Here is a 25,079-nt window from a genome sequence, read left to right on the forward strand (position 1 = left end):
GGTAGGGGGCGAGGACGGTGCCGGGGCGGCGCCGCCTCAGGACTGGTAGATCGGTTCGAACAGCGCGTTCCACTGCTTCTCCTCCCCTTCGTCGAGCACGCGCAGGTGGCGCAGCTTGGATTCGGCGGCCTTCGTCGGGAAGACCAGAGGGCTGGTGCTCAGGGACTCGAGGAGGGCGCGCCGCTTCCCGGTGGCGGCGGCCGCGTCGCGCGCGATCACCTTCTGGGCGCCCGGGACGGGGCAGACGAACTGCACGCTCTCGCTGATCTTCGCGGCGACCTCGGGCCGGTAGACGTAGTCCATGTAGGTCAGGGCGTCGACGGGGTGCGCGGCGGTCACCGGGATGCAGAGGTTGTCGGTCCACAGCAGACCGCCCTCGTCGGGGATGACGAACTCCAGGTGCGAGCCGCTCTGGTTGGCCTGGAAGATGTCGCCGGAGTACACCAACGAGGCCCACAGGTCACCCCGTTGGAGCGAGGACTGGTAGGTGGCGGTGCTGTAGGAGCGGACCATGCCGGCGTCGCGCTGCTTGCGCAGCCAGGCCGCCGCCTTGCGCCAGTCGGCGTGGGTGGAGGTCTCCGGGTCGACGCCGACGGCCAGCAGGGCGACATTGCCCATCTGCACCGCGTCGTTCCACATGCCGACCTTTCCGTGCAGCTTGGGGTCGAGCAGGTCCTGCCAACTGGTGATCTTCCGGCCGACCTTGGCCGGGTCGTAGCCGATGCCGGTCATGCCGGACTGCCAGGGCACGGTGTAGACGTTGCCGCGGTCGAAGGAGGAGTTCTTGAACGCGGCTCCGCCGTACGCTGCGAAGTGGGGCAGCCTGCTGTGGTCGAGCGGGGCGAGGTAGCCGAGCTCGATGTACTTGGTCAGGTAGCTGTCGCCGCCGACGACCATCAGGTCGTAGCCGATGCCCTGGCCGGAGGCGAACTCCGGCTGAGACTTGCCGAACCAGGAGGCGTCGTCGTCGATCAGCTCGTCGTAGTGGACCGTGATGCCGCTGAAGCGGGTGAAGGCCTCCAGGGTGGGGTGCCTGCTCTGGTCGCCCGGGTCGGAGTCGATGTACTGCGTGTAGTTGGCGAAGTCCAGCTTCCCCGCCGCCTTCTTCCCCCTCCAGAAGTCGGTGACGGCCGCGGCGATCGCGGCGGACGTGGTGGGTACGGGCTTGCGGGCGCCGGGCACGCTGCATGCGGCGAGCGGGGCCAGCGCGGCGGCGCCGAGCGCGGCGCGCAGCAGACCGCGCCGGGAGCAGCGGCGCTCGGTCAGTCCGCGCATCCGGGGTGCGGACGGAATGGGCTGCAAGGGCATGGTGGTGACCTGTCGTCAGCGCGGGGAGAGGGATCCGGGTTCCGAGGCGGACTCGGCGGTCGCGGCGGCGACGGGCCTGGCCGTGAGCACGTAGGAGTGGGCGGCGGTCCAGGACAGCCAGACGGTGTCGCCGCGTGCGGGGGCGACGCACGCGGTGCCGTCGTTGGGCTGGAAGACGGTCATCTCCGCGCCGATGCCGGTGTGCACCGTGTAACTGGTGGAGGTGCCCAGGTAGACGACCTCTCCCACGGTGCCGCGGATGCGGCTGGCGCTGTCGGCGTCGTCCGGTCCGGTGGTCAGGGTGATCTTCTCGGGCCGCACGGTGAGTGCGAGGGCCGTCCCCGGCCCCGCCCCGCCGGGCAGCGGCACGGTGATGCGCTGGCCGTCGCCGAAGTCGATCACTCCGTTGCCCGCCTCGACGGCGGTCAGGTGCCCGCTGATCACGTTGGAGGTGCCGATGAACCCGGCGACGAACGCGGTGGCCGGTCGTTCGTACACCTCGCGGGGCGTGCCGACCTGCTCGACCAGGCCGCCGTTCATCACCGCGATGCGGTCGGACATGGTCAGGGCCTCGGCCTGGTCGTGCGTGACGTAGATGAAGGTGATGCCGACCTCCCGCTGGATGCGTTTGAGCTCCAGCTGCATGGACTGACGTAGTTTCAGGTCGAGGGCACCCAGAGGTTCGTCCAGCAGCAGGGCGCGGGGCCGGTTGACCAGGGCGCGGGCCAGAGCCACGCGCTGCTGCTGACCACCGGAGAGCTGGCGGGGGCGGCGGTCGGCCTTGTCGGTGAGCTCCACGGTGTGCAGGATCCGTTCGACCCGGTCGCGTATCTCGTTCTTCGGCACGCGCCGGCGGCGCAGTCCGAACGCCACGTTGTCGGCGACGCTCAGGTGCGGGAACAGGGCGTACGACTGGAAGACCATGTTGATGTCGCGCTTGTTGGCCGGTACGCCGACCATGTCCCGTCCGTGCAGCAGGATCTGACCGCCCGTAGGTTCCTCGAAGCCGGCGATCATCCGCAAGGTGGTCGTCTTGCCGCAGCCCGAGGGCCCCAGCAGGGAGAAGAACTCCCCTTCTGCGATGGACAGGTTGACGCCGCGTACGGCCGCGCCGCCGGGGGTGCCGCCGAAGTCCTTGACCACGTCGACGAGGGTGATGGCCGGGCCTGGGTCCGGTGGCGGAGCAAGGGTGTCGGTTGCCATCCGTGGAACCTCCGGTGTTCGGGGCGTGGGCTGAGCGGGCGACCGTGCGGGGATGCGGGACAGGGAGGCGGAGCCGACCGCAGGACGGCCGGGCGGCCCCCGGGGCAAGGATTGATAACGTTACCAACGAAGTGGCACGTACCTTACCCACGACCGGGCGTCACCCGTCAATGGTTGAATGGCGCTGAATTTCATCGACCCGTTCCGCAGCGTCCGCCGAGCCGTCACGAAGAGATCCGCCATGCCGAATGAGCCACGACCGCCTCGTCGCGTCACCATCCCGGACGTCGCCCGGCACGCCGGCGTGGGGCAGGCCACCGCCGCCCGGGTCCTGGGCGGCTACGGGTCGGCGAGCGCGGCCACCCGGGAACGGGTGCTGGCCGCCGCCGCCGAGCTCGGCTACAGCACCAACGCCGTGGCCCGGAGCATGATCAGTGGGCGGACGCACACCCTCGGGGTGGTGGTCGCCGACATCGAGAACGCCTACTTCGCCCGCGCGGTGCGCGGGATCGCCGACGTGGCCGCCAAGTCGGGGTTGCAGGTCATCCTGGCCAACAGCGACGAGGACGGCGACAAGGAGAAGGCCGCGGTGCAGCTGTTCATCGAGCGGCGCGTGGACGGACTGGTCGTGGCGCCCGCGGCAGGCGGGCACGAGCATCTCGACCGGGCCGTGTCCGCGGGCATCCCGGTGGTGCTCCTGGACCGCGCGCTGAGCGGCGCCGCGCTGGACACGGTCGTCGTGGACAACCGGGGCGCCGCCAAGGCGGCGGTGGCCCGGTTCACCGACGCGGGGCACACGCGCATCGCGGTCGTCTCGTCGGCCTCACCCGCCGACGACTCCGCGCGCCTGGCGCCGGGTGCCGACATCTGGACCACCACCGAGCGGCTCACCGGCTACCGTCAGGCACTGCGTGCCGCCGGTATCCCGCGCGAGGGGGAGCTGATCCGGCACACCGGCTACGACCGGGCCTGGGCACGCTCCGCCGTACTCGAGCTCATGACCGGTGAGGACCGGCCCACCGCGCTGTTCACCACCGACAACGTGGCCACGCTCGGCACCCTGGACGCCTTGCTCGACCTGGACGCCCGCATCCCCGACGACGTCTCCGTCATCGGCTTCGACGACGCGGAATGGGCCACGCTCATCCGTCCCCGGCTCAGCGTGGTGAGCCAGCCGGTGCAGGAACTGGGCGGCCTGGCGGCGGACATCCTGGTCCGCCGCATCAACGGCGCCTCGCCCCGTCCCCGGCGCCATACCCTCCGCACCACCTACATCGCCCGCGAGTCCACCGGCCCGGTCCCCGCCTCCGTACGACGGCTGCGGGCTCCGCAGAGCTGAGGCGGGCGCCCCAAAGGTCGTTTCTCTTGGTGCTCGCGGTCGTTGCACTGCGCCCGCCCGGGTCGCACGGCCGGCTCGCCCCCGAAACCCGCGACCAGGCGCTCCCCGCCTGACGACCGGCTCGGCGAACACAGCCGACAGCGCGTCCTAGGCCGGTTCGGTCACCCCGGGCCGGCCTCGGGACGTCGTGGCCACAGAGGTCGAACCGGGTTCGCCTTCGACGAGTTCCGGTCTGACCCGGCGCCGAGGTGGCATGACACCTGGTCGGCCACCACCCGATCCGGCGCTAACGCTCGAGGAACGGGCCCAGTACCGAGGCGAGCTCGGCCGGCGCGTCCAGCGCGATGAGGTGAGCGGCGGTGGGGAACTCGACCAAGGTGGCATCGGGGATCTCAGCGGCGTACCGGCGGGCGATGTCCTGGAAGTCGGCGACATCGAGCTTGCCGATCCCGACCAGTGTGGGGACCGAGATGCCGGCGATGTCGCCGGTTGCGCCGCCTTGGGAATGCTCTCCCACGACCTCTTGGTTCACCAGTGACGTTCTCATCGGGCCCCGGAGTCGGTCGGCCAGTCCGACGACGACGTCCTCCCACTGCCGAGCCGGCCCGCGCAGCCACATGTCCAGGTTGATACGCACGGCGGCGTCCAGGTCGCCCGAAGCCAGTGCCGCTGTTTCCGCCTCGTCGTACGCGACCATGTCCGAAGACCAGTGGTATCCCCGCCATGGCGGGGCGAGCACTGCCAGGGAGCGCACTCGGGCGGGGTGGGTGAGAGCGAAGTCCAGGGCCACGCGGCCACCCCAGGAGGCGCCGACGAGCCGGACACGTTCGTAGCCGAGGTGGTCCAGGAGGCGGCGCAGATCGTCGGTCTCGCTGAACGGGCCGGTCGGAGGTGCGGACTCACCGAAACCACGGAGGTCGTAACGGATGACGGTGTGCCGTTCTGCCAGGTCGGGCGCGATGGCGTCCCACATACGGTGGTCTGCGACGCCGGCGTGCACGAGTACGACGGGAGGTCCGTCGCCGTCGCCGTCGACGACGTAGGACAGGTGGCCGAGATCATCGGTGAGAGTGAGCATCCGCAGATGCTCGCAGTACGACAGGCCACGTGCCACCCGATAAAGGGAAGCCTCCACTCCCGCTGCCCTGTCGACTGACTCGGCTCGTGGTCGGAGCCACGGCCCTCGACCCCGGTCGGCCTGTTCGGCCACAGCGCTAGCCTGCTCCGCATGCCCGACAACCCGACGCAAGCGCAACGTGACGACAGGCCCGAGGACTCCCGGCGGGTGCGCCTGAGCCGGACCTTCGACGAGGACGCGGAGTTGTACGACCGGGCCAGGCCCGGATATCCGCCGGAGCTGTACGACGACCTCGCGGAACTCGCGGGTGCCCGACCCGGCAGCCGCGTCCTGGAGGTGGGCTGCGGCACCGGCCAGGCGACGGTGCCTCTGGCCGAACGGGGCTGCCGGATCACGGCCGTCGAGGCGGGACCGCACATGGCCGCGGTCGCCCGCCGCAACCTGGCCGGGACCCCGGCGGTGGAGGTGGTCACGGCGGACTTCGAGAGCTGGCCACTGCCCGAGGAACCGTTTGACGCGGTCGTCTCGGCGACGGCGTTCCACTGGATCGACCCGGCGGTGCGGACGGCCAAGGCCGCCGACGCCCTGCGTCCGGGCGGGGCGCTCGCCGTGGTGCGCAGCCAGCATGTGAGGGGCGGCACCGAGGAGTTCTTCGTCGAGGTCCAGCGCTGCTACGAGCGCTTCGACCCGGACACGCCGCCCGGGCTGCGGCCTCCCGGGGCCGCCGACATCGACGGCTCGGACCACGAGGCGGAGGTCGCGCGAAGCGGCCGGTTCGGCCCCACGGTCTTCCGCCGCTACGAGCGGGATCTCACGTACACCACATCGGACTATCTGGAGCTGCTGCGAACCTATTCCGGCCACCGGGCCCTTCCGGAAGCCGCCAGGAACGGGCTGCTGGAGTGCATCGCGGGCCTGATCGACGGGCGGTACGGCGGCCGGGTGACCAAGCGTTACCTCATCGAATTGGGGGTGTCGCACAGGCGGTGACACCGAAGTCGTCCTTGGCGTTGTCCGCCTGGCACGACCACGGCACGGAGAAAGGGTTCCCGCGGCCGCGGTGCCTGCCGGACCCGTCCGGCGGGCACCGCAACCCCCTCCGCAGGTTCAGGCCGCTACAGCGGCGGGCTCGTCCGCGTCGGACAGCCGGTCCATGAGCGTGGCCCGGGCCCGCGCGACCCGTGAGCGAACCGTGCCCACCGGGCAGTGGCTCACCTCGGCGGCCTCCGCGTACGGCAGACCGAGCAGCTGAGTGAGGATGAACGCCTCCCGGCGCTCGTCCGGCAACGAAGAGAGCAGGTCCAGCAGGACGATCCCGTCGTCGAAGCCGGGCAGCCCCTGCGGCTGGGCCAGTTCGACGGCCAGCTGCCAGTCCGCCGTATCGGACAGGCGAGGCCGGGCGGCGGCGTACCGATGACTGTCGATCACCGCGCGGCGGGCGATGGAAAGCAGCCACGCACGGGCCGACGACCGCCCTTCGAAGCGGTGCAGGCTGCCGAGGGCGCGCAGGAACGTGTCCTGTGCCAGGTCGTCGACCGCCTGCGGATCGCCGCACAAGTGGGCGACGTAGCGCAGGACGTCGCGGTGCAGGGCGCGCACGAAGCGCTCTATGGCGGCCGTGTCGCCGCCCCCGGCGGCCAGGGCCCACGCGGTCGTCGACGCGTCGTCCGATACCGCTGAGTTGCTTGCGTCCGGCGAGGTGGGCAGGGCAGGAGTATTCACCTGGAGTCCTTCTCGGGTCATCCGGGGTCCGGACCGCGGACCGCGAGAGTGCGGGCGGTCCGGCGAGTTCCGGCGATTCCGGCGAGTGGGGAGACGGCCCTACGGCGCTTCGGCGCTTCGGCGCTACGGCGTTTGGCGCCTGCGTGGGCGTACGGCCGTGACCCGAGGCGCGTACGGCGGCCTCGGGAAACCAACTGTCTTTAGACGACAGCCGTCCCCACAGGCGGACCTCGATGGGTGATCGCGTGGACGAGAAGGAGGAGGCACGGCGCCCGGTGCGAGCGACGGCGATGCACCCGGGTGCGCGGGCGGTCCGGGGTGAGGGGCAGGGCGAGCAGCAGCCGCAGCGGCGCGGCCAGCCGTCCGGCTACGGCCCGCAGGATGCGGAACGCGGCCTTCTCCCCGCACGCCAGCCACAGACCGCACAGCAGCGCGGCGAGCAGGTGGGCGGCCAGCATGCCCAGGGACGAGGTGCCGCCCGAGGAGTGGCCCAGGTGAGCCATGGGGCTCATGCCCATGGCCCGCATGTCCATGGAGTCCATGGGCATCGAGCCCACGTCCATGGACCCCATGTGATCCCCCATGGATGCCAGGGAACCCATGTCCGGGGAGGCCATACTTCCGAACGCCGGTCCCGCACCCGCCGGCTGGGCGAGCGAGAACGCGGAGTGCAGCATGGCCTGGGCGGCGACCACGACGGCCACGATCAGGGGCAGCCCGCGCTCCCGGCCCGCCAGGCACCAGCCGACGGCGCCGGTCACGGCGGCACCCGCGGCCAGCGCCCACGCGGGGACGTGGCTGCCGGACATCGTGACGTGCCCAAGGGCGGCGAGCAGCACACAGACGGCCGCGAACACCGCGGCCCGTGTCGCGCGAGAACACCAGCCGACCGTCATGGCGTCTCATCCTCGCATCCGGACATGGTTCGTCAGGCGTGGGTACGGAAAACGCCCCGGCTCCCCACTCAAGCAGAAGCGCGTGATCCAGGACACAGCGCGGGGCCGGGAACCGGCTTACGAGTCGGACGCGGACACCGTTCAGTTCCCGGCCCGCTCGACGGAATCGAGGCACCAGCCGGAGCACAAGAGCACACCTGCGGTCTCCGCGCTCCCACCCGCACCTGGGGCGTGCGTCCCCGCCGTCCGTGCCGGGTATCCCCTGGACAATCCCCCCGCGACGGCCGGTCCCCGGACACCCGGATGCCGAGGCGCCGCAACCCCGCACCCACAGAAGGTGGAACAGCATGTCCGAGATCAACGGCCTGGAACCCGTGGCAACGTTCTGCGGGAACTGCAACTGCGGCTGTCCCCAGCTGTTCGTCGACCCGAACGCCTCGGCCGACCGCCGGATCGTCCTGACCGACGACTTCGGCCAACGCGTCCAGATGAGCGCCGACCAGTTCTCCTCGCTCATCGACGACGCCAAGGCGGGCAAGCTGGACGGCATCGCCCTGCCCTGACCGACCGCCCCTGCTGCGCACCGCAGTCGCCCGGCACCGCAACGGATCGCTTCGGGTCGGCTCCCCTGCCTGCTCAGGAGGAGCCGCCCGTCGCCGGCCTCTGCGCGTGAACCTGTCGTGTCCGATCACCTGTCCGGCCTGCTCGGCGGCCGGACACAGCCACAGCTCCGCGCCTGCGTACCCTGTTCCCGTGTCCGCCTCCCGTCTGCGTCGTGTCGCCGTCCTGGTGCTCGAGGGTGCGAAGCCGCTCGACGTCGGCATTCCCGCACAGGTGTTCACGACCCGGGCGAGCATGCCGTACGAGGTGCGGGTGTGCGGCGCGGCACCAGGTCTCGTGACCGGCGGGGACGGTCTGTCGTACCACGTCGCCCACGGCCTCGACACGCCGGCGTGGGCCGACATCGTCTTCATCCCCGGTTACCGGTTCCCGGACCGCGAGGACCCGCCGAAGGCCGTCGTCGACGCGCTGATCAACGCCCACGCTCGGGGAACGCGGCTCGCCGCCATCTCGACGGGCGCCTTCGCGCTCGCCGCCACGGGCCTGCTCGACGGCAAGCGTGCCACGACCCACTGGCATTACACGCGGGCGTTCGCGGCGAAGCATCCGCTCGTCCAGGTCGACGAGAATGTCCTGTTCGTCGATGAGGGCAGCGTGCTGACGTCGGCCGGCGCCGCCTCGGGCATCGACCTGTGCCTGCACATTCTGCGCGGGGACCTCGGCGTGGCCGCCTCCAACCACGCCGCCCGGCGCCTGGTCGCGGCCCCCTACCGCAGCGGCGGTCAGGCGCAGTACGTACCGCGCAGCGTGCCCGAGCCGCTCGGCGAGCGGTTCGCCGCCACCCGGGAGTGGGCGCTGCACCGGCTCGACGAGCCCCTCACCCTTCACGCGCTCGCCCGGCATGCGGCGGTGTCGCCGCGCACGTTCTCGCGGCGCTTCGTCGAAGACACCGGGTACACGCCGATGCAGTGGGTCATGCGCGCCCGCATCGACCTGGCCCGTGAGCTGCTCGAGCGTTCGGAGCGGAGCGTCGAGCAGATCGCCGCCGATGTCGGTCTCGGCACCGGTGCCAATCTGCGGCTGCACTTCCAGCGCATCCTCGGCACCACGCCGAGCGAATACCGGCGCACCTTCGCCCGGGGCGAGTAGCCCGCCGCGAGTGGCGCGATCCTTGCGGACCGTGGCGATCTCGCCGCTGTCCCGGACGGCTGCCGCATCGGAATCTGGTGGCAGACCGAAGGGACACTTTCATGACTCGCATCGCCATCAACGGATTCGGCCGCATCGGACGCAATGTGCTGCGCGCCTTGCTCGAACGCGAGAGCGACCTAGAGGTGGTCGCCGTCAACGACCTCACGGAACCCGCCACGCTCGCGCGGCTGCTCGCCTACGACACGACGGCCGGCCGGCTCGGTCGCCCGGTGACCGTCGACGGGGACGCTCTCGTCGTCGACGGTCGTCGCCTCACGGTGCTCGCCGAGCGGGAACCGGCGCAGCTGCCGTGGGCGGAGCTGGGCGTCGACATCGTGCTCGAGGCGACCGGCCGCTTCACCGCGGCCAAGGCCGCCCGCGCGCACTTGGACGCGGGCGCGAAGAAGGTGCTTGTCAGCGCGCCGTCGGACGGCGCCGATGTCACCCTGGCGTTCGGGGTCAACACCGACGCCTACGACCCTGCCGTACACACGATCGTCTCGAACGCCTCGTGCACGACCAACGCGCTCGCACCGCTCGCCGCGGTGCTGGACGAGCTCGCCGGCATCGAGCACGGCTTCATGACGACGGTGCACGCCTATACACAGGAACAGAACCTGCAGGACGGCCCGCACCGCGACGCCCGCCGCGCCCGCGCCGCGGCCGTCAACATCGTGCCGACCACGACGGGCGCCGCCAAGGCGATCGGTCTGGTGCTGCCGAACCTCGACGGCAAGCTGTCCGGCGACTCGATCCGGGTGCCGGTCCCCGTCGGCTCGATCGTCGAACTCAACACGACCGTGGCCCGCGACGTGACGCGCGACGAGGTGCTGACGGCGTACCGCACCGCGGCCGAGGGGCCGCTCGCCGGGATCCTCGAGTACTCGGAGGACCCGCTCGTGTCCTCCGACATCACGGGCAATCCCGCCTCGTCGATCTTCGACTCGGCCCTCACCCGCGTCGACGGCCGCCATGTCAAGGTGGTCGCCTGGTACGACAACGAGTGGGGCTTCTCCAACCGCGTGATCGACACGCTCGAGCTCCTCGCCACCCGCTGACCGGTATCCCGCGCTGAACCGTCCGGCCAGGCCGGGAGCGCGCCGCCATCGCTGTGTGTGAAGGCGCGGTCCGGTGCCAGGCGGCCCCTGGACCGCCTCTGCGGCGTTCCAGGGGCCGCTCGTCAAGCGGGGATTCCGGAGTGCGCGTGTCTCAACTGGTGGTGAGCATGCCTTCGCGCAGCCGGGCAAGCGTGCGGGACAGCAGGCGGGAGACGTGCATCTGGGAGACGCCGAGGCGTTCGCCGATCTGCGCCTGCGTGAGTTCCTCGACGAACCGCAGGTGAATGATCTGACGGTCCCGCTCGCCGAGTTCGGCGATCATGGGGGCCAACGCCTGGAAGTCCTCCACCAGTTCGAGCGCCTGGTCCTCGGCGCCGATGAAGTCCGCGAGCGCGGTCTCACCGTCCTCGCTGTTGTTGATGGCGGCGTCCAGCGAGGAGGAGTTGTAGCCGTTGGCCGCCAGACGAGCCTCGATGACCTCCTCCTCGGACAGGCACATCAGCTCCGACAGCTCCTTGACCGTCGGAGCGCGGCCCAGGCGGCTGCGGAGCTCCTCGGTGGCGCGTGCGAGCTGGACCCGGGCCTCCTGCAGGCGCCGCGGCACGTGCACCGCCCAGGAGGTGTCACGGAAGAACCGCTTGATCTCACCCACGATGTAGGGAATGGCGAAGGAGGTGAACTCCACCTCCCGCGAGAGTTCGAACCGGTCGATGGCCTTGATCAGCCCGATCATGCCGACCTGGACGATGTCCTCCATCTCCTCCGGCCCCCGGCTGCGGAACCGGGCCGCCGCGAAGCGGACGAGGGACATGTTCATCTCGATCAGCGTGTTGCGCGCGTACTGGTACTCGGGCGTACCCTCCTCCAGCACTGCCAACTGGTCGAAGAACAGCTTCGACAACGCACGGGCGTCCTTTGGTGCGACCCCGGACGGGTCGGCGAGCTGCGGCAGTCCGGCTATGTGCGTGTCCATCGTCGCCGTGGTCGCTGCCGTCACGTGATTCCCTCCCGGATCCGAGCAGGCCTCCCTGCCTGCACAAGCTGACGAGGCCTCGTGTACCCCGGCACCCGCTGCACATGCCTACGTTCTTCGGCGCACGGCTCTCCCCCGCGGCTTCCCACCGCGGCTTCCCACCGCGGACGGCGGGACAATACGCTCACCGGGACCGCGGGGGCGGGTCTCGTACGGAGGTGAAGACAGCGTGGGGACCGCTGCAACGCGGCGGCCCCCACTGGCCGGACCCATTCTCCTGCGGATCGCGGCAAGCGTCGCGCGTGCGGCGCGCACCCTGACGCGCCGCTCGGGCTACCCGGAGCGGCGCCGGGCTCCCGCACGCCGCTTCAGCGCGCGGCGTTCGGTTTCGCTCGTACCGCCCCACACACCGATGGTCTGATTGGTCTCGAGCGCCCACTGCAGGCACTCCTCCTGCACGGGGCAGCGTCGGCAGACCGCCTTGGCCTGCTGAGTCTGCAGCAGCGCCGGACCCGTGGTGCCGATCGGGAAGAAGAGGTCGGGGTCCTCTTCTCGGCACGCGGCGTGATCTCGCCAGTTGTCCATGAAAAGTCACCTGCGATCGAAAGTCGTCCGTGCCCTTGGGAATCGTGTACTTCGTGTACGCCCTTCGGGTCACCTGCCGACGTACGGATGAAACCGGGCGAAAAGCCGTGCATGTACAGCTTCGCGGAATCCTCACAACTACCCGCCCGGACAAGCCGACGGCGAGCTGACTGGGTGTCACCCGACATCAGTGCATCCAACTTGCTATGACGCCTGTCATAAAGCATCCTCGCTATGACAGCCGTCATGGCCAATGCCGTGAGCACGGGTGCGCCGGGGTGCCGGGGCGCGTGCCCTCACTCGACACCCCGGAAGGTGTTGCGGTAGGCGCGTGGCGACACGCCGAGGGACTCGCGGAAGTGCTGCCGCATGGCGGTCCCCGTCCCGAACCCGGTCCTGGCCGCGACGCGGTCGACCGGCTCATCGGTGCGCTCCAGCAGTCGGCGTGCGTACTGCAACCGCTGCTGGCTGAGCCACTGCATCGGGGTGACGCCGGTCTCCTGCCGGAACCTCCGGGTCAGCGTGCGCACGCTCATCGCCGCCCGGCAGGCCAGGTCCTCCAGGGTGAGCGGTTCGTCAAGGTGCCGCAGCGCGTAGGCCCGCGCCGCGGCGGTCGAGGTGTCCCCCGGCTCAGGGACGGGCCGCTCGATGTACTGCGCCTGTCCGCCGTCGCGGTGCGGCGGTACCACCGTGCGCCGGGCGACGGCGTTGGCGATGTCGGCGCCGTGGTCGCCACGGATCATGTGCAGACACAGGTCGATTCCGGCTGCCACGCCGGCGGAGGTCAGAATGCCGCGGTCATCCGTGTAGAGCACATGGGGATCGACGTCGATCTCCGGGTACAGCGCGGCCAGTTCGGCGCACGACTTCCAGTGCGTCGTCGCCCGCCGTCCCGCCAGCAGCCCCGCCGCCGCCAGCACGAACGACCCGGTGCAGATGGACGCCAGCCGGGCCGTCGCGGGTATGTGCTCAAGAGCCGCGCGCACGTCGTCGCTCAACCGCCCGCGAGCCTGGGGCTCGTAGTCCTCCACAGCGGCCGGCACGATCACGGTGCCGGCGTCCTCCAGCGCCTCGGGCCCGCAGGGCACGTTGACGGTGAAGTCGGCGTCCGTGGGGATCTCGCCGGGCGACGGGGCGCAGGTCACAACGGAGTACAGCGGCCGCCCCCGGTCGTCCTCGGCCGTCCCGAACAGACGGTGCACGATGCCCAGTTCCATCGGCAGCAGTCCCGGGCGCACCAGCACCACCACCCGGTGCGCCGTCCCACCTGTGACAGTCATGGCCGGATTCTTTCACTACCGGTCCATCTGGCCAGTGGTTCCGGGGCACGGGCCCCGCCAAGCATGGACCGCATGCGAGACATGAGCGGCAACCCCCGAAACCCCTCGGCCCACCGTGCCTGGTGGGTCGCCACCGTCACCGGAGCAGCCATCGTCGTGGCCGGCGCGTTCTCCACCATGCCCGGCATCCTGCAGGAACCCCTGCACGACCAGTTCGCCTGGTCGCGCGGATCCATCGGCCTCGCCGCCTCGGTCAGCATGGTCCTCTACGGACTCACGGCCCCCTGTGCGGCGGCCCTGATGGACCGCTTCGGCGTCCGCCGGGTCGTCGTCGCCGCGCTCGGCGCCGTCGCCGCGGGCGCCCTGCTCACCACCGCGATGAACGCCGCGTGGCAGTTCACGCTCTCCTGGGGGTTCCTCGTCGGCCTGGGCACCGGTTCGCTGTCGATGACGCTCGGCACCACCGTGACGAACCGCTGGTTCGCCCGTCACCGGGGCCTGGTCACCGGAGTCCTCTCATCGGGCAGCGTCCTCGGGCAGATGGTCTTCCTGCCCGCCCTGTCATGGACCACCGACCACCACGGTTGGCGCCCCGCCCTGGTCACCCTCGCCCTGGCTGCCTTCGCCCTCACTCCCCTGGTGTACCTGGTGGTGCGCGACCACCCCGCCGACCTCGGCCAACGCCCCTACGGCAGCCGGACGTCCGTGCCGCGTCCGGCTCCGGCGCCCGGTGCCGCGCGCCGCACCCTGACGGCTCTGCGCAGCGCCTCGCGGAGCATCCCCTTCTGGTTGCTCGCCGCGGCGTTCGCCATCTGCGGGGCGTCCACCAACGGCATCATGTGGACCCATTTCGCCCCGGCCGCCCACGACCACGGGATGCCGGTCACCACCGCCTCTACTCTCCTGGCGTTCATCGGCGTCTTCAATGTGATGGGCACCATCGCCTCAGGCTGGCTCACCGACCGCAGCGACGCGCGCCGACTCCTCGCCGCCTGCTTCTTCCTGCGCGGCCTGCTCCTGGTGAGTCTGCCGCTGATCCTGACGGCCACGGTCGACCCGCCGATGATGGCCTTCGTCGTCCTCTTCGGCCTGCTCGATCTGGCGACGGTCCCCCCGGTCATCGCCCTGTGCCGCGCCTTCTACGGCGACGACAGTGCCATCGTCTTCGGCTGGGTCAACGCCGCCCACCAGGTCGGCGCGGCGTCGGCCTCCTTCCTCGGCGGGGCGGCCCGCGACGCGTTCGGCAGTTACGACCCCGTCTGGCTGAGCCTGGGCGCCGCCTGCGCGGCCGCGGCGCTGCTGAGCCTGGTCATCCACGCGAGCACGCCGGAACGACCCGGTGTGCCGCAGGAACAGGCCCGTGCCGGCGCCGACCGATGAGTGGGCCGAACACCCCCGCTCGCCATCGTGGCAGCGCACCGACAGCAGAAGCCGGTGTGTCGCCCGACCGGTCAGGCGAAGCGGGCGATGGCGGTCATGGTCGGTCGCAGGTTCCGTACGGCGGGCAGCCGCCGCAGCACAGGCGCCACGATGCCGTAGTAGCCGCCGCGGCCATGTGGCGAGGGCAGTTCCCGCACGTCGGTGACGCCCGGGTGGGCAGTGTGCACCTTGGGCAGTTCTCCGGCGTCCAGGCCCCACGGCATGGGCGGCGGCTGGTACCCCCGGGCCGTGCGCAGCCGGCCGCGCATCGTGCGGCTGCTGAACCAGCGCGGGACCGCGTCGAAGACCAGGGCACCGCCGGGAAACCGTTCGGCGCAGCCGGCGATCAGCTCCCGGACCTGGTGAGGCCGTAGGTACATCAGCAGTCCCTGAGCGGTGACCAGCACGCCGTGGGAGGGGTCGACCTCGTCCCGCCAGGACAGTGGGCCCGCCCGTTGTCCACCCGCCAGAACTGGGTCTCCAACCCTTCGGCGAGCGACGACCGTGCCCTCCGGGTGCTTGCCGAGGAAGTCCCGCACCGCGTCGTCGAAGGTCCGCGCCCGCAGGGCCTGTCCCTGCGCGAGGAGGGGATCGGGCGGCCCGAAGGTCTCCTCGAAGGGATAGTCGATCCGCTCGATCAGCTCCGCGGCCTTCGGATCGTCCAGCACGGGCCTGGCCTGCCGGGCCTCGTACGCGCGGTGGTAGAGGTTCCACAACAGGGTTTCCGGCACGCCGCTCAACTCCACGGCCTGCCTCTCTGCGCTCGCCACGCAGCCCCTCCTCGAGTCCGAGTGTCCGCGCCCGTCCGTACGGAGCCGTTCGATCCCAGGGTGAGCCGCCGACCGGGGAGGATCAACTGGGCGTGGCACTACGGGCGGGCGGAGGCGGGATGCCCTAGCCGGCGTTCTCCCTCTGGCGCCGCAAGGGCGTGGACCGGTTCGCCACGGTGGTGCCGCGGGCCGCGGCGCGGGCCGGGCCGTCGGGGACCGTGAAGGCGAAGACCGCTGTCACCGCCGCGATCGCGGCCAGGGCCAGATAGGCGTGCTGGTAGGCGGTGACGGGCGGGTCCGCCGCGGCCGCCGAGGGGGTGCTCATGACCAGGGCCATGGTCACCACCGCCGGTGCGAGGGCGCCCCCGGTCTGGCGCACGACGGTGTTCAGCGTGGACGCCTGGGCCAGGTCCGGTCGCGCGACGGTCGCCAGTGAGGCCACCGTCGTCGGCATGAAGACGCCGCCCATGGCGAGGCCGAGCAGGAACATGTAGCCGCGGAAGGTCCACAGGCCGGTGTGCTCGTCGCAGGTGGCGAAGAGGAGCAGGACGGCGCTGACACCGGCCAGGCCGCAGCCGACGATGACCCGGGGGCCGATCCTCGCGTAGAGGGCCCCGGCGACCTGAACGGTCAGCAGGACGCCGAAGGCCTCGGGGAAGGTGCTGGTGCCGGACTCCAGGGCGGTGCGGCCCTGTCCCTGTTGGAGAAACAGCGGGCCCAGGTACATGGCGCCCAGGATCGGCACCAGCCCCACCAGATTGATGAGGTTGGTGTCCCTGAAGAGCCGGTCCGCGAAGAGGCGGAGCTTCAACAGGGGCTCGGCGGTACGCAGTTCGAAGGCGATGGTGGCGGCGAGCAGGACCGCGCCGAGCACCAGGGCGGTGACGACGCCGGCCGAGGACCAGCCGCGGTTGGGGCCTTCGCTGACGCCGAACATGACGGCGCCCAGGGCCGCCGCGCTCAGCAGCAGTCCGAGCAGGTCGAAGCGGCCGGGCCGGGGGCCGCGGTGCCCCGACAGGAACAGCACCCCGAACAGCACGGCCGGCAGGCCCACCGGCAGGTTGACGTAGAAGACCCAGCGCCAGGACAGGTGGTCCACCAGCAGGCCGCCGAGTACGGGGGCGGCGGCCGGGGCCATCTGCTGGGGGATGATCATGTATCGGGAGATCCGCACCTGCTCCGAGGAGTTGAAGGTGGAGAAGAGCAAGGACGCCGAGGCGGGGAAGAGCACCCCGGCGGACAGTCCCTGGAGCGCGCGGAATGCGACGAGTTGGCCGAGGCCGGCGGCCGCGCCGCACAGCAGTGAGGAGCCGAGGAAGCCGGACAGTGCGGTGAGCAGGACGCGTTTGGCACCGAATCGTTCGACCAGCCAGGCCGAGGCCGGGATGGCCATGGCCAGGCAGACCGGATAGGCCACGACCACTCCGTCCAGGGCGGCGGTGGTCAGCCGGAACTGGCGCGCGATCGACGGGAGCGCCACCGTGGTGATGGCTCCGTCGACGATCGCGATGAACGTCACGCAGACACACATGACGGGGACGACCAGGCGCTGGCCGGGACGGAGGGAGGGGCGGGGCAGGACGGGGCGACGGCGGAGCGGAAGCACATACTGAGCATACTCACTATGAGCGTGCTCATAGAATTGATTATCGCGACGGATCGGGGAAACGACATGGCAGTGCAGGGCAGCAGCGACATCCTGGTCGACGAGCTCTACGAGACGACGCACCAACTGCGCCGCTTCGTGGAGGCCCGGCTGCGGGCGGGCGGCGCCTCGGTCGCCCGGCTCCGCGCACTGCGGATGCTCGCACGGGCGCAGCAGCCTCTGCGGATGCGGGACCTGAGCGAGATGACGGGGGTCGCGGCACGGACCACGACCAGCATCGTCGACAGCCTGGAGCGCGACGGGCTGGTGGAGCGCGTGCGCCATCCGGAGGACCGCCGGGCCTTCCTGCTCCGCCTCACCGACAAGGGCCGGCGGTGTCACCGCGAAGCGGAGGAGGTGGACCGCCTCGCGCTGGCCGAAGCCACAGCCGCTCTGAGCGCGGAGGACCGCGCCGAACTGCGGGCCCTGCTCGCACGGATCCGTGAGGCCACGGCCTGACAGCGGTTCGGCGGCCCCTGCCGCGCGGTGACACGGACCCCGGCGTCAGTGCGCGGGATCGTGGTCGTGCGGCTCGTACCCGGGGATCGTTCCGTCCGCCTTCTTCACCAGGAACAGCCCCACCATCCCCATGTCGGAGTGGCTCTGCACATGGCAGTGGTACATCCACGCGCCCGCTCCGACGCCCTCCCCCGCGACGACCTGGAAGCCGAAGGAGTCGGCCGGACCGACGATCTTGTTGTCGACGACCCGGCTCGGGTCGTCCGGTCCGGCGAGCAAGCCCGTGCGGTTGTCCGCCCAGCGATGACCGTGCAGGTGGAAGGTGTGGTAGTACTCGCCGTGCGTGATCATGACGAACTCCACCCGGTCGCCCACGGTGGCCTCGAAGTCGGGCCCGGAATGCGGCGGCCGGTTGTTGATCGTCATGTCGTTGAAGACGATGGTGTACGTCCGGTCCGGCAGCACGTCTCCCCTGCGCCGGACGATCACCGGTCCGTAGAGGCCCTTGCGGATGCCGCCGGTGCCGTGTTCGGTGCCGACGACATGGTCGTGGTAGTGCCAGTAGCCCGCGCTGCCCGCCCGCCAGGTGCCGTCCTTGCGGCGGCCTGGTGCGTGGGTGCGCCAGGTGTAGGTGCGGGTGCCGCCCGGTTCGACGTCGCTCCTGCTGAGCTTCGTTCCGTCGCTGGGGAACTCGTAGTCCAGGCCGTGGACGTGCAGACTGGCCGGTACGTCCATGGTGTTCTCGAACTCGATGTGCAGCGTGTCACCCTCGTTGAGCTCGATCAGCGGGCCGGGAATCGTCGCCTTGCCCTTCTCCAGGCCATAGCCCATCTGTCCGTCGGCGAGCTTCTCGGCGTAGAGCTTGATGTGTTTCACCTCGCCCCCGGCCGGAGCCGTCCGGGCCGGGACGTCCGCGACGGCGGACTGCGGCAGCAGGGACAACGATGTCGCGACGGCCGCGCCGCCCAGCAGCGCCCGCCGGTTGAAGCCGCGTCTGTCCATGCCGAACTCCCCACGTTGGTACGGAATGTGCGAAGACGTAGCTGTGATGAACCCGTGCGACGGTACCGGGCACGGCCCTGTTTATCCACACTCAGGACAAAGTTCGAGGTATCGCGGTCATACCTATTGGCGAACCACGCAAAGACGTCTAGCTTCCTTGGCGCTGTTGCTGCGACCGAGGAGGGATGGGTGACCACGTGCGCTTCACATCGCATCAAAGGCCCGGACTCTTACGCGGGTTGAGCACGAAGAGAACCACCAGCCGCCTCTGGGCGGGCTCCCTGACCGCCGGCGTCCTCGCCGCCGGCCTGCTGACGGCCCCCGCCGCCGACGCACATCCGGCCCCGGAGCCGCCCCTGACAACGATGTCGATCAAGTCGCCGCCGGGCGGCGCCAACGTGAGGGTGCTGCTTTTCCACGGATCCGCCGCGGCCGGGGACGAGTCCCCGGTCGTGAACGCCGGGATCGAGGCCATCGAACAGATCGGGCTGTCCGGCCCGGCGAACCAGCGCTTCAAGGTCGAGGCCACGGACGACGCCTCGGTGTTCACCCAGGCGACCAGGCTGGGCCGTTACAACGCGATCGTGTTCCTGACCGGCGGCGGTGACGTCCTCGACCCGGAGCAGGAGGCCGGTCTCGAGGCGTACATGGAGGCCGGGGGCGGCTTCGTCGGCATCCACGACGCGGCCCGCGCGGAGCCGTACTCGGACTGGTTCACCGGTCTCATCGGTGCCCGCCCGGCGGCCTCCGGCCCGGCGAGCGTCCAGCGGGCGACCGTCGAGGTCGGCGACCGGCGCCATCCGGCCACCAAGGACCTGCCGCCTGAGTGGAAGCGGCCCGACCAGTGGCCGAACTGGGTGAAGAACCCGTCCGGCGAGGTGCACACCGTGGCGCGGGTGCGGGAGTCGACCTACCAGCCGGGGGCGAGCCGCAACGGCTGGGACCATCCGATCAGCTGGTGCCGGGACTACGACGGCGGACGCTCGTTCTACACCGGCATGGGCGGCACGGTGTCGTCCTACGACGAGACCGACTTCCGCACCCATCTGCGCGGCGCGCTGCTGTGGACGACCCGCCTGGTACAGGCCGACTGCAAGGCGACCATCACCGGGAACTACAAGGCGGAGCGCCTCACCCGGCCCAACCAGCCCGGGCAGAACGACCAGATCGGCGAGCCGCACGGCCTGGTCACCGCACCCGACGGCCGTGTGTTCTACATCGGCCGGGGCGGTGCCGACGCCTCCCGGCCCGTGATCACCGACTGGAACAACCCCGACGTCGGAAAGGGCAAGGGCCAGGTCCACGTCTACGACCCGAAGACCGGAAAGGTCACGCTCGCGGGTGAGGTGACGGTCTTCGGCAACAAGGGCGGCGGCGACGAGCTGACCAAGGTCGAGGAAGGCCTGCTCGGCATCGAGCTCGATCCGAAGTTCGAGCAGAACGGCTGGGTGTATCTGCACTACACACCCCACTCGCGGATCAACCGCGACACGCACATGGCCGAGCGGCGCGTCTCCCGCTTCACACTGGATCCCGCCACCGACAAACTCGACCTGGGCAGCGAGAAAGTGCTGCTCACATGGCCGGTGCAGATCCACAGTTGCTGCCACGCGGGCGGCGGGATGGCCTGGGACTCCAAGGGCAACCTGTACATCGCCACCGGAGACAACAACTCCAGCGGATTCAGCGGCGGTTACTCGGGCAACAACCCCCAGCCCGCCTACAAGGGGGTCTCCTTCGCGGACGCACGCCGCACCGCCGGCAACACCAACAACCTCAACGGCAAGATCCTGCGCATCCACCCGGAGCCCGACGGGACGTACACGATCCCCGAGGGGAACCTCTTCACCGGCAAGGAGACCGACGAGGGCGGCGGCAAGACCCGCGGCGAGATCTATGTGATGGGCGTGCGGAACCCGGCGCGCATCTTCGTCGACAAGTCGACCGACATCCTCTACGCGGGCTGGGTCGGTCCGGACGCCGGTCAGCCGTCGCCGACCTGGGGGCCGGCCAAGTACGACACGTTCGCGGTGATCACCAAGGCGGGCAACCGGGGCTGGCCGTACTGCATGGGCGACAAACAGCCCTACCGTGACCGCAACCTGCCCGATCCCTCGCAGCCGCTGGGCTGGTACGACTGCGACCACCCGAAGAACGAGTCCCCGAACAACGACGGCCTGGTCAACCTGCCACCCGTCACCGGCAACAACATCTGGTACTCGCCGCAGGGCGGAGCACCGGACTACCCGCGCGACGCGAACGGCGTCCCCTCCTACAAGCAGGAGGAGGCAACCTACCGGCTGCCCTGGCTCAAGGGCGGCGGCCAGGCCGCGATGAACGGACCGGTGTACCGGTACGACGCAACGAACGCGAGCGAGAAGAAGTGGCCCGCGTACTGGGACGGCAAGTGGTTCGTCGGTGACTTCTACGACGCCGACCAACCGCGCAACGCGGTGCTCATGGATCCGAGGACACAGGGGGACGGCGGTCTGCCCGTGCACTCGGAGTCGCTGAAGAAGATCGTGCCGACCGGCAACGACGGCATCAAGAACCTCATGGACTGGAAGTTCGGTCCGGACGGCGCGCTGTACGTCCTCGACTACGGCCGCGGCTTCTTCACCTCGGACTCCAAGTCGGCACTGTGGCGTATCACCTACACGGGCGGCGGACCGACGCCTGCCGCCGACCAGTTGGCGAGGAGGACCGAGTGACACGGCAGTCGAGACTCTGGGTCGCGCTGCTGGCCGCACTGCTCACGATGCTCGGCCTGCAGACGACGTCCGCGGCCGGGCAGACGGCCGGACGATCCGAGGCCCGGGCCGCCGAGCAGGTGCTCACCTGGACGGCCGGCGACGACATCACGAAGTACGCCTCGGCGCCCACGACGGCGCAGGCGGGACCGGCGACGATCGTCTTCGAGAACAGTGCGGCGACCGGGAACACCACCGGCATGCCGCACACGCTGACGTTCGTGACCAGCGACCCCGAGTACAACAGCGACGTCCAGCTCAACATCCTGGCCAACCCGAACGACGACATGGGCGGCCGCCACACGGCGCAGGTCACGCTCACGCCCGGCCGGTACTTCTACCACTGCACGATCCCCGGCCACGGACAGATGCAGGGTGTCCTGGTGGTCACCGAGGGCGGCGGCGCGGACACGACACCGCCCGAGACCTCCGCCCAGGTGACCGGCACGCGCAACGCGCAGGGCGAGTACGTCGGCTCGGCGACGGTCACGATCGGCGCCACCGACGAGGGCAGCGGCGTCGACCGGATCGAGTACGCGGTCGGGGACGCGGGCGCCTGGCAGCCGTACACCGCTCCGGTCGTCGTCGACCAGGTCGGCGCCCACAAGGTCCGCCACCGTGCCCTGGACAAGGCGGGCAACGTCTCGGCGGAGAAGAGCGTCGAGTTCTCCGTCGTCGCGCCGCCTTCCGACGACTCCACGCCTCCGGAGACCTCGGCCACGGTCAGCGGCGAGCGGAACGCCGACGGCGCGTACATCGACATGGCCACCGTCACCGTCACCGCCTCGGACACCGGCTCCGGGGTCAACGCGATCGAGTACGCCGTCGGCTCGGGCGCCTGGCAGCCGTACGCCGGTCCCGTGATGGTGCACCAGCTCGGCACCCACACCGTGCGCTACCGCGCCACCGACAAGGCGGGCAACGTCTCCGCCGAGAAGAACGTGGAGTTCACGGTCGTCGCGGCGCCGCCGCAGGACACCACCCCTCCGGTGACCGGCGTGACCGTCGAGGGCACGAAGAACTCCGACGGAGCCTATGTCGGCAGCGCCAGGGTGACGGTGAGTGCGACGGACGCGGGCGGCTCGGGCGTGGCGAGCGTGGAGTACTCGCTCGACGGCGGGCCCTACCTCGCGTACACCGCGCCCGTGGTGGTCGACCGCGTGGGCGCACACACCCTCGCCTACCGGGCGAGCGACAAGGCGGGCAACACCTCCGAACCGCGGACCGTGAGCTTCACCGTCGTGGCGGGAGGCGGGGTTCCCGCGCCCGACTGCCCCGAGTACGACGAGCGGTTGACGGTGATCGTCGGCACGGTCGACTCGGGCGTGCCGAACCGGGTCACGAACAACCGGTGCCGGATCAACGAGCTGATCGAGGACGAGAAGGAGTGGACGTCCCACGCGCTGTTCCTGAAGCACGTGAGGACCGTCCTGGACGGGCTCCTCGACGAAGGCGTCATCGACAAGCGCGAGTACAACGCGATTCAGCGGGCCGCCCGTCAGTCCGGGATCGGCACGCCGGGGCAGACGGAGGGCTACCGCAAGATCTTCGACGGCACCGCGGAGTCCTTCGCCAAGTGGGAGCAGGTGGGGGGCGGTTCGTTCGCCCTCAACGCCGACGGGTCGATCACCAGCGGCACCACCAAGTCGGGCCTGGGCATGCTCTGGTTCCCGCAGCGCAAGTACGGCGACTTCTCGCTGAAGCTCCAGTGGCGTGACGACGCTCCCGGCACCGGGAACGCCAACTCCGGGGTGTTCGTCCGCTTCCCGTGGGTGCACGACCACCCGGAGGAGCCACGGCCCGAGTGGGTCGCCATCAAGTACGGGCACGAGGTGCAGGTGCTCGACTCACCCACCGGCGACATGTACAAGACCGGCTCGATCTACGGCTTCGACAGGGTGGGGCTCGCCGGGGCCGGCGTCACGCAGAAGGGCACCTGGAACGACTACGAGATCCGCGTGGTCGACCAGCACTACTCGGTCTACCGCAACGGCGTGCTGATCAACGAGTTCGACAACACCGGGGGCCAGGCCTTCTACCCACCGCGCTCGGACGATCCGGGCACGGACGGGCGGCGGTTCGCCTCCGGCTACATCGGACTGCAGGTGCACAGCACCACGGATGTGATCTCCTACCGGGACATCCGCGTCAAGGAGCTGTAGGCCGCTCCCCGCGCACCCGGTTCGGCTGTACCCGCCCGGCGCCCCCGCGGCACCACCGGATGCACGGGCGGGTACGGCAGGCGTGCGTGCGGCCGCATGCGCTTCAGCCGGCGGACGACGGCGGGAACTGCACGGCGAGCAGGGCCCTGTCGTCGGGCATCTCCGTGTCGGGCTGCTGGTGGAGCATCAGGGAACAGATGCCCTCGGCGTCGAGGCCCGCGGTCGACCGCGCTGTCTGAAGAAGCTGTGCCAGGCCGACGTCCAGGCTCTGGCCGCGCCGCTCGATCAGACCGTCGGTGTAGAACACGAGGGTGGTACCTGTCGGGACGGTGGTCTCCGCCTGCGGGTAGTCGGTGAACGGGACAGGGCCGAGCGGTGGGGCGAGCGCGCCCTCGAGGTACCGGCTCGAGCCGTCGGCGTGGATGAGCAGAGGCGGAGGGTGGCCGGCCCGGGAGTAACGCAGGGTGCGGGTGCGACGGTCGTAGGCGGCGTAGCAGGCCGTGGCCATCAGGCCGTGGTGGTAGGTGCCCAGGAAGTCGTTGAGCTCCGCCAGGACCGCGGGCGGACGGGTGCCGCTGCGCCGGGCGATGCTGCGCAGCACGGTGGTGGTCTGGGCCATGGCGGTGGCCTCGGCGATGCCGTGGCCGGCGATGTCGCCGATGGTGAGGCCCACGGTTTCGCCGTCGAGGATGTGGACGTCGTACCAGTCGCCGCCGACGTCGACGAGCTGGGTGCCGGGGGCGTATCCGCCGGCGATGTCCAGGCCCTCGACGGGTGGCAGATTGGGCAGCAGGCTGCGCTGGAGGCGCTCGGCGAGCCGGTGTTCGTGCTCGAAGAGACCCGCCCTGCGCACCGCCTGGGCGATCTGCTGGCCGATGGCGACGGTGTGCTCGGTGTCCTGCTCGGCGCCCGGAGCGTAGTGGATGACCAGGGTGCCGAGCGTGACACCCTCGGTCTGCAGCGGCAGACGCTGCTCGGCCTCGTACGCCGGCGCGGAGACCGGTGCCGTGGGCAGCCGGTCGAGATCCACCCAGGGGGCCGTGGTCACGGGCAGTGTGTCGGCCGGGCCGAGGGACGGCACGATGCGCCGCGGGTACAGCTCGAGCGTCACCTCCGCGGCGTCGAGGGCCTGGGGTGCGCACTTGTACACGGCGTCGCAGACGTCCGTGAGGGTGGCGGCGGCCGCCAAGGCCGCCGTGAGCCGGTACAGGCGCTGCATCCGCGCGCGGGCCCGTTGCTCGGTGCGCAGCAACTGGTCCCGCTGCTGGGCGATCGCATGCCGATAGGCCATCTGCTGGTTCAGCAGGCTGACGCGCTGGCTGAGCGCCACGAAGCGGTCACTGACGTCGAGCCGGGACAGGTGCAGTTGGACGGCCGGCTCGGGGCCTTTCCACCAGGTGGCCCGGCCTCCGTGGCAACGCAGGCGCACCGGGGCGCCGGCACTGTCGCGCACGGTCATGACGCCCGGCAGCGGGGATCCGCTGCGCGCCCACTGTGCCATCCGCCGGTACAGGTCGGCGGGGTCCAGCACCAGGTCCGCGAGTTCCGCTTCGGGACGGAGCGTGTCCACCGTACGGGTCGTGGCCGGATTGGCGGCCACCACTCGGCCGGAGGTGGTGCAGACTACGACGGCGTGGGGAAGAACCCTGGACATGGCCTGGAACATCGCCAGGTTCAT

General features: G+C 70.6%; 21 protein-coding genes. 9 read left to right on the plus strand and 12 right to left on the minus strand.

From position 1 onward, the window contains the following. Nucleotides 1-36: 36 nt before the first annotated feature. Both SY2F82_RS33945 and SY2F82_RS33950 read right to left on the minus strand, forming a co-directional pair. A complete protein-coding gene (locus SY2F82_RS33945; protein ID WP_200422921.1) occupies nt 37-1,308 on the minus strand; it encodes a spermidine/putrescine ABC transporter substrate-binding protein in 1,272 nt (423 codons plus the stop codon). A gap of 15 nt (nt 1,309-1,323) precedes the next feature. Next, nucleotides 1,324-2,511, minus strand: coding sequence for an ABC transporter ATP-binding protein (locus tag SY2F82_RS33950; protein ID WP_200422922.1), 1,188 nt, complete (start codon nt 2,509-2,511; stop codon nt 1,324-1,326). A gap of 241 nt (nt 2,512-2,752) precedes the next feature. Here SY2F82_RS33950 and SY2F82_RS33955 point away from each other — a divergent pair, with 241 nt between their 5' ends. Next, nucleotides 2,753-3,850, plus strand: coding sequence for a LacI family DNA-binding transcriptional regulator (locus SY2F82_RS33955; protein WP_200422923.1), 1,098 nt, complete (start codon nt 2,753-2,755; stop codon nt 3,848-3,850). Between the two features lie 286 nt (nt 3,851-4,136). Here SY2F82_RS33955 and SY2F82_RS33960 read toward each other — a convergent pair whose 3' ends face one another. Beyond that, entirely contained in the window at nt 4,137-4,964 is an 828-nt protein-coding gene (locus SY2F82_RS33960; RefSeq protein WP_236041949.1) for an alpha/beta fold hydrolase, read from the minus strand. A gap of 114 nt (nt 4,965-5,078) precedes the next feature. Here SY2F82_RS33960 and SY2F82_RS33965 point away from each other — a divergent pair, with 114 nt between their 5' ends. Beyond that, on the plus strand, nt 5,079-5,918 hold the full coding sequence (locus SY2F82_RS33965) for a class I SAM-dependent methyltransferase (protein WP_200422924.1): 840 nt from the start codon (nt 5,079-5,081) through the stop codon (nt 5,916-5,918). Between the two features lie 117 nt (nt 5,919-6,035). Here SY2F82_RS33965 and SY2F82_RS33970 read toward each other — a convergent pair whose 3' ends face one another. Next, nucleotides 6,036-6,650: a sigma-70 family RNA polymerase sigma factor gene (locus SY2F82_RS33970; protein WP_236041951.1), complete on the minus strand. Its 615-nt coding sequence runs from the start codon at nt 6,648-6,650 to the stop codon at nt 6,036-6,038. Nucleotides 6,651-6,850: 200 nt separating this feature from the next. After that, nucleotides 6,851-7,546 carry a hypothetical protein gene (locus SY2F82_RS33975; protein WP_200422926.1) on the minus strand — a complete coding sequence of 232 codons (696 nt, stop codon included), beginning with the start codon at nt 7,544-7,546 and terminating at the stop codon, nt 6,851-6,853. A gap of 347 nt (nt 7,547-7,893) precedes the next feature. Between SY2F82_RS33975 and SY2F82_RS33980 the strand changes: the two genes are divergently transcribed. The 3 genes from SY2F82_RS33980 to gap all read left to right on the plus strand — a co-directional run bounded on the left by SY2F82_RS33980 (nt 7,894) and on the right by gap (nt 10,356). Then, complete coding sequence (locus SY2F82_RS33980) at nt 7,894-8,109, plus strand: hypothetical protein (protein ID WP_200422927.1); 216 nt, start codon at nt 7,894-7,896, stop codon at nt 8,107-8,109. A gap of 190 nt (nt 8,110-8,299) precedes the next feature. Next, the gene (locus tag SY2F82_RS33985) at nt 8,300-9,256 is read left to right on the plus strand and encodes a GlxA family transcriptional regulator (protein WP_200422928.1); all 957 of its coding nucleotides are present in this window, start codon (nt 8,300-8,302) and stop codon (nt 9,254-9,256) included. Between the two features lie 101 nt (nt 9,257-9,357). Further along, the gene (gap, locus tag SY2F82_RS33990; protein WP_200422929.1) at nt 9,358-10,356 is read left to right on the plus strand and encodes a type I glyceraldehyde-3-phosphate dehydrogenase; all 999 of its coding nucleotides are present in this window, start codon (nt 9,358-9,360) and stop codon (nt 10,354-10,356) included. Between the two features lie 151 nt (nt 10,357-10,507). Here gap and SY2F82_RS33995 read toward each other — a convergent pair whose 3' ends face one another. The 3 genes from SY2F82_RS33995 to SY2F82_RS34005 form a co-directional block, all read right to left on the minus strand. Further along, nucleotides 10,508-11,329: an RNA polymerase sigma factor SigF gene (locus tag SY2F82_RS33995; protein ID WP_200423117.1), complete on the minus strand. Its 822-nt coding sequence runs from the start codon at nt 11,327-11,329 to the stop codon at nt 10,508-10,510. Between the two features lie 333 nt (nt 11,330-11,662). After that, nucleotides 11,663-11,914 carry a WhiB family transcriptional regulator gene (locus tag SY2F82_RS34000; protein WP_200422930.1) on the minus strand — a complete coding sequence of 84 codons (252 nt, stop codon included), beginning with the start codon at nt 11,912-11,914 and terminating at the stop codon, nt 11,663-11,665. Nucleotides 11,915-12,210: 296 nt separating this feature from the next. After that, entirely contained in the window at nt 12,211-13,194 is a 984-nt protein-coding gene (locus SY2F82_RS34005) for a GlxA family transcriptional regulator (RefSeq protein WP_200422931.1), read from the minus strand. A gap of 72 nt (nt 13,195-13,266) precedes the next feature. Between SY2F82_RS34005 and SY2F82_RS34010 the strand changes: the two genes are divergently transcribed. Continuing rightward, complete coding sequence (locus SY2F82_RS34010; protein WP_374707228.1) at nt 13,267-14,574, plus strand: MFS transporter; 1,308 nt, start codon at nt 13,267-13,269, stop codon at nt 14,572-14,574. A 71-nt stretch (nt 14,575-14,645) separates the two neighbouring features. Here SY2F82_RS34010 and SY2F82_RS34015 read toward each other — a convergent pair whose 3' ends face one another. After that, nucleotides 14,646-15,383 carry a class I SAM-dependent methyltransferase gene (locus tag SY2F82_RS34015; RefSeq protein ID WP_236041952.1) on the minus strand — a complete coding sequence of 246 codons (738 nt, stop codon included), beginning with the start codon at nt 15,381-15,383 and terminating at the stop codon, nt 14,646-14,648. Between the two features lie 124 nt (nt 15,384-15,507). Next, complete coding sequence (locus SY2F82_RS34020; RefSeq protein WP_200423118.1) at nt 15,508-16,914, minus strand: DHA2 family efflux MFS transporter permease subunit; 1,407 nt, start codon at nt 16,912-16,914, stop codon at nt 15,508-15,510. Nucleotides 16,915-17,055: 141 nt separating this feature from the next. On the opposite strand from SY2F82_RS34020, the gene SY2F82_RS34025 reads away from it, so the two are divergent. Beyond that, a complete protein-coding gene (locus SY2F82_RS34025; protein WP_200422933.1) occupies nt 17,056-17,487 on the plus strand; it encodes a MarR family winged helix-turn-helix transcriptional regulator in 432 nt (143 codons plus the stop codon). 45 nt (nt 17,488-17,532) lie between these two features. On the opposite strand, the gene SY2F82_RS34030 is transcribed toward SY2F82_RS34025, so the two are convergent. After that, the gene (locus SY2F82_RS34030; protein ID WP_200422934.1) at nt 17,533-18,489 is read right to left on the minus strand and encodes a multicopper oxidase domain-containing protein; all 957 of its coding nucleotides are present in this window, start codon (nt 18,487-18,489) and stop codon (nt 17,533-17,535) included. Between the two features lie 185 nt (nt 18,490-18,674). On the opposite strand from SY2F82_RS34030, the gene SY2F82_RS34035 reads away from it, so the two are divergent. Continuing rightward, on the plus strand, nt 18,675-21,200 hold the full coding sequence (locus SY2F82_RS34035; protein ID WP_200422935.1) for a ThuA domain-containing protein: 2,526 nt from the start codon (nt 18,675-18,677) through the stop codon (nt 21,198-21,200). A gap of 47 nt (nt 21,201-21,247) precedes the next feature. Continuing rightward, nucleotides 21,248-23,401, plus strand: coding sequence for an OmpL47-type beta-barrel domain-containing protein (locus SY2F82_RS34040; RefSeq protein WP_200423119.1), 2,154 nt, complete (start codon nt 21,248-21,250; stop codon nt 23,399-23,401). Nucleotides 23,402-23,504: 103 nt separating this feature from the next. On the opposite strand, the gene SY2F82_RS34045 is transcribed toward SY2F82_RS34040, so the two are convergent. Continuing rightward, complete coding sequence (locus SY2F82_RS34045) at nt 23,505-25,079, minus strand: PP2C family protein-serine/threonine phosphatase (RefSeq protein ID WP_236041975.1); 1,575 nt, start codon at nt 25,077-25,079, stop codon at nt 23,505-23,507.

Source organism: Streptomyces sp. Y2F8-2, assembly GCF_014905555.1.
Lineage (GTDB): Bacteria > Actinomycetota > Actinomycetes > Streptomycetales > Streptomycetaceae > Streptomyces > Streptomyces cynarae.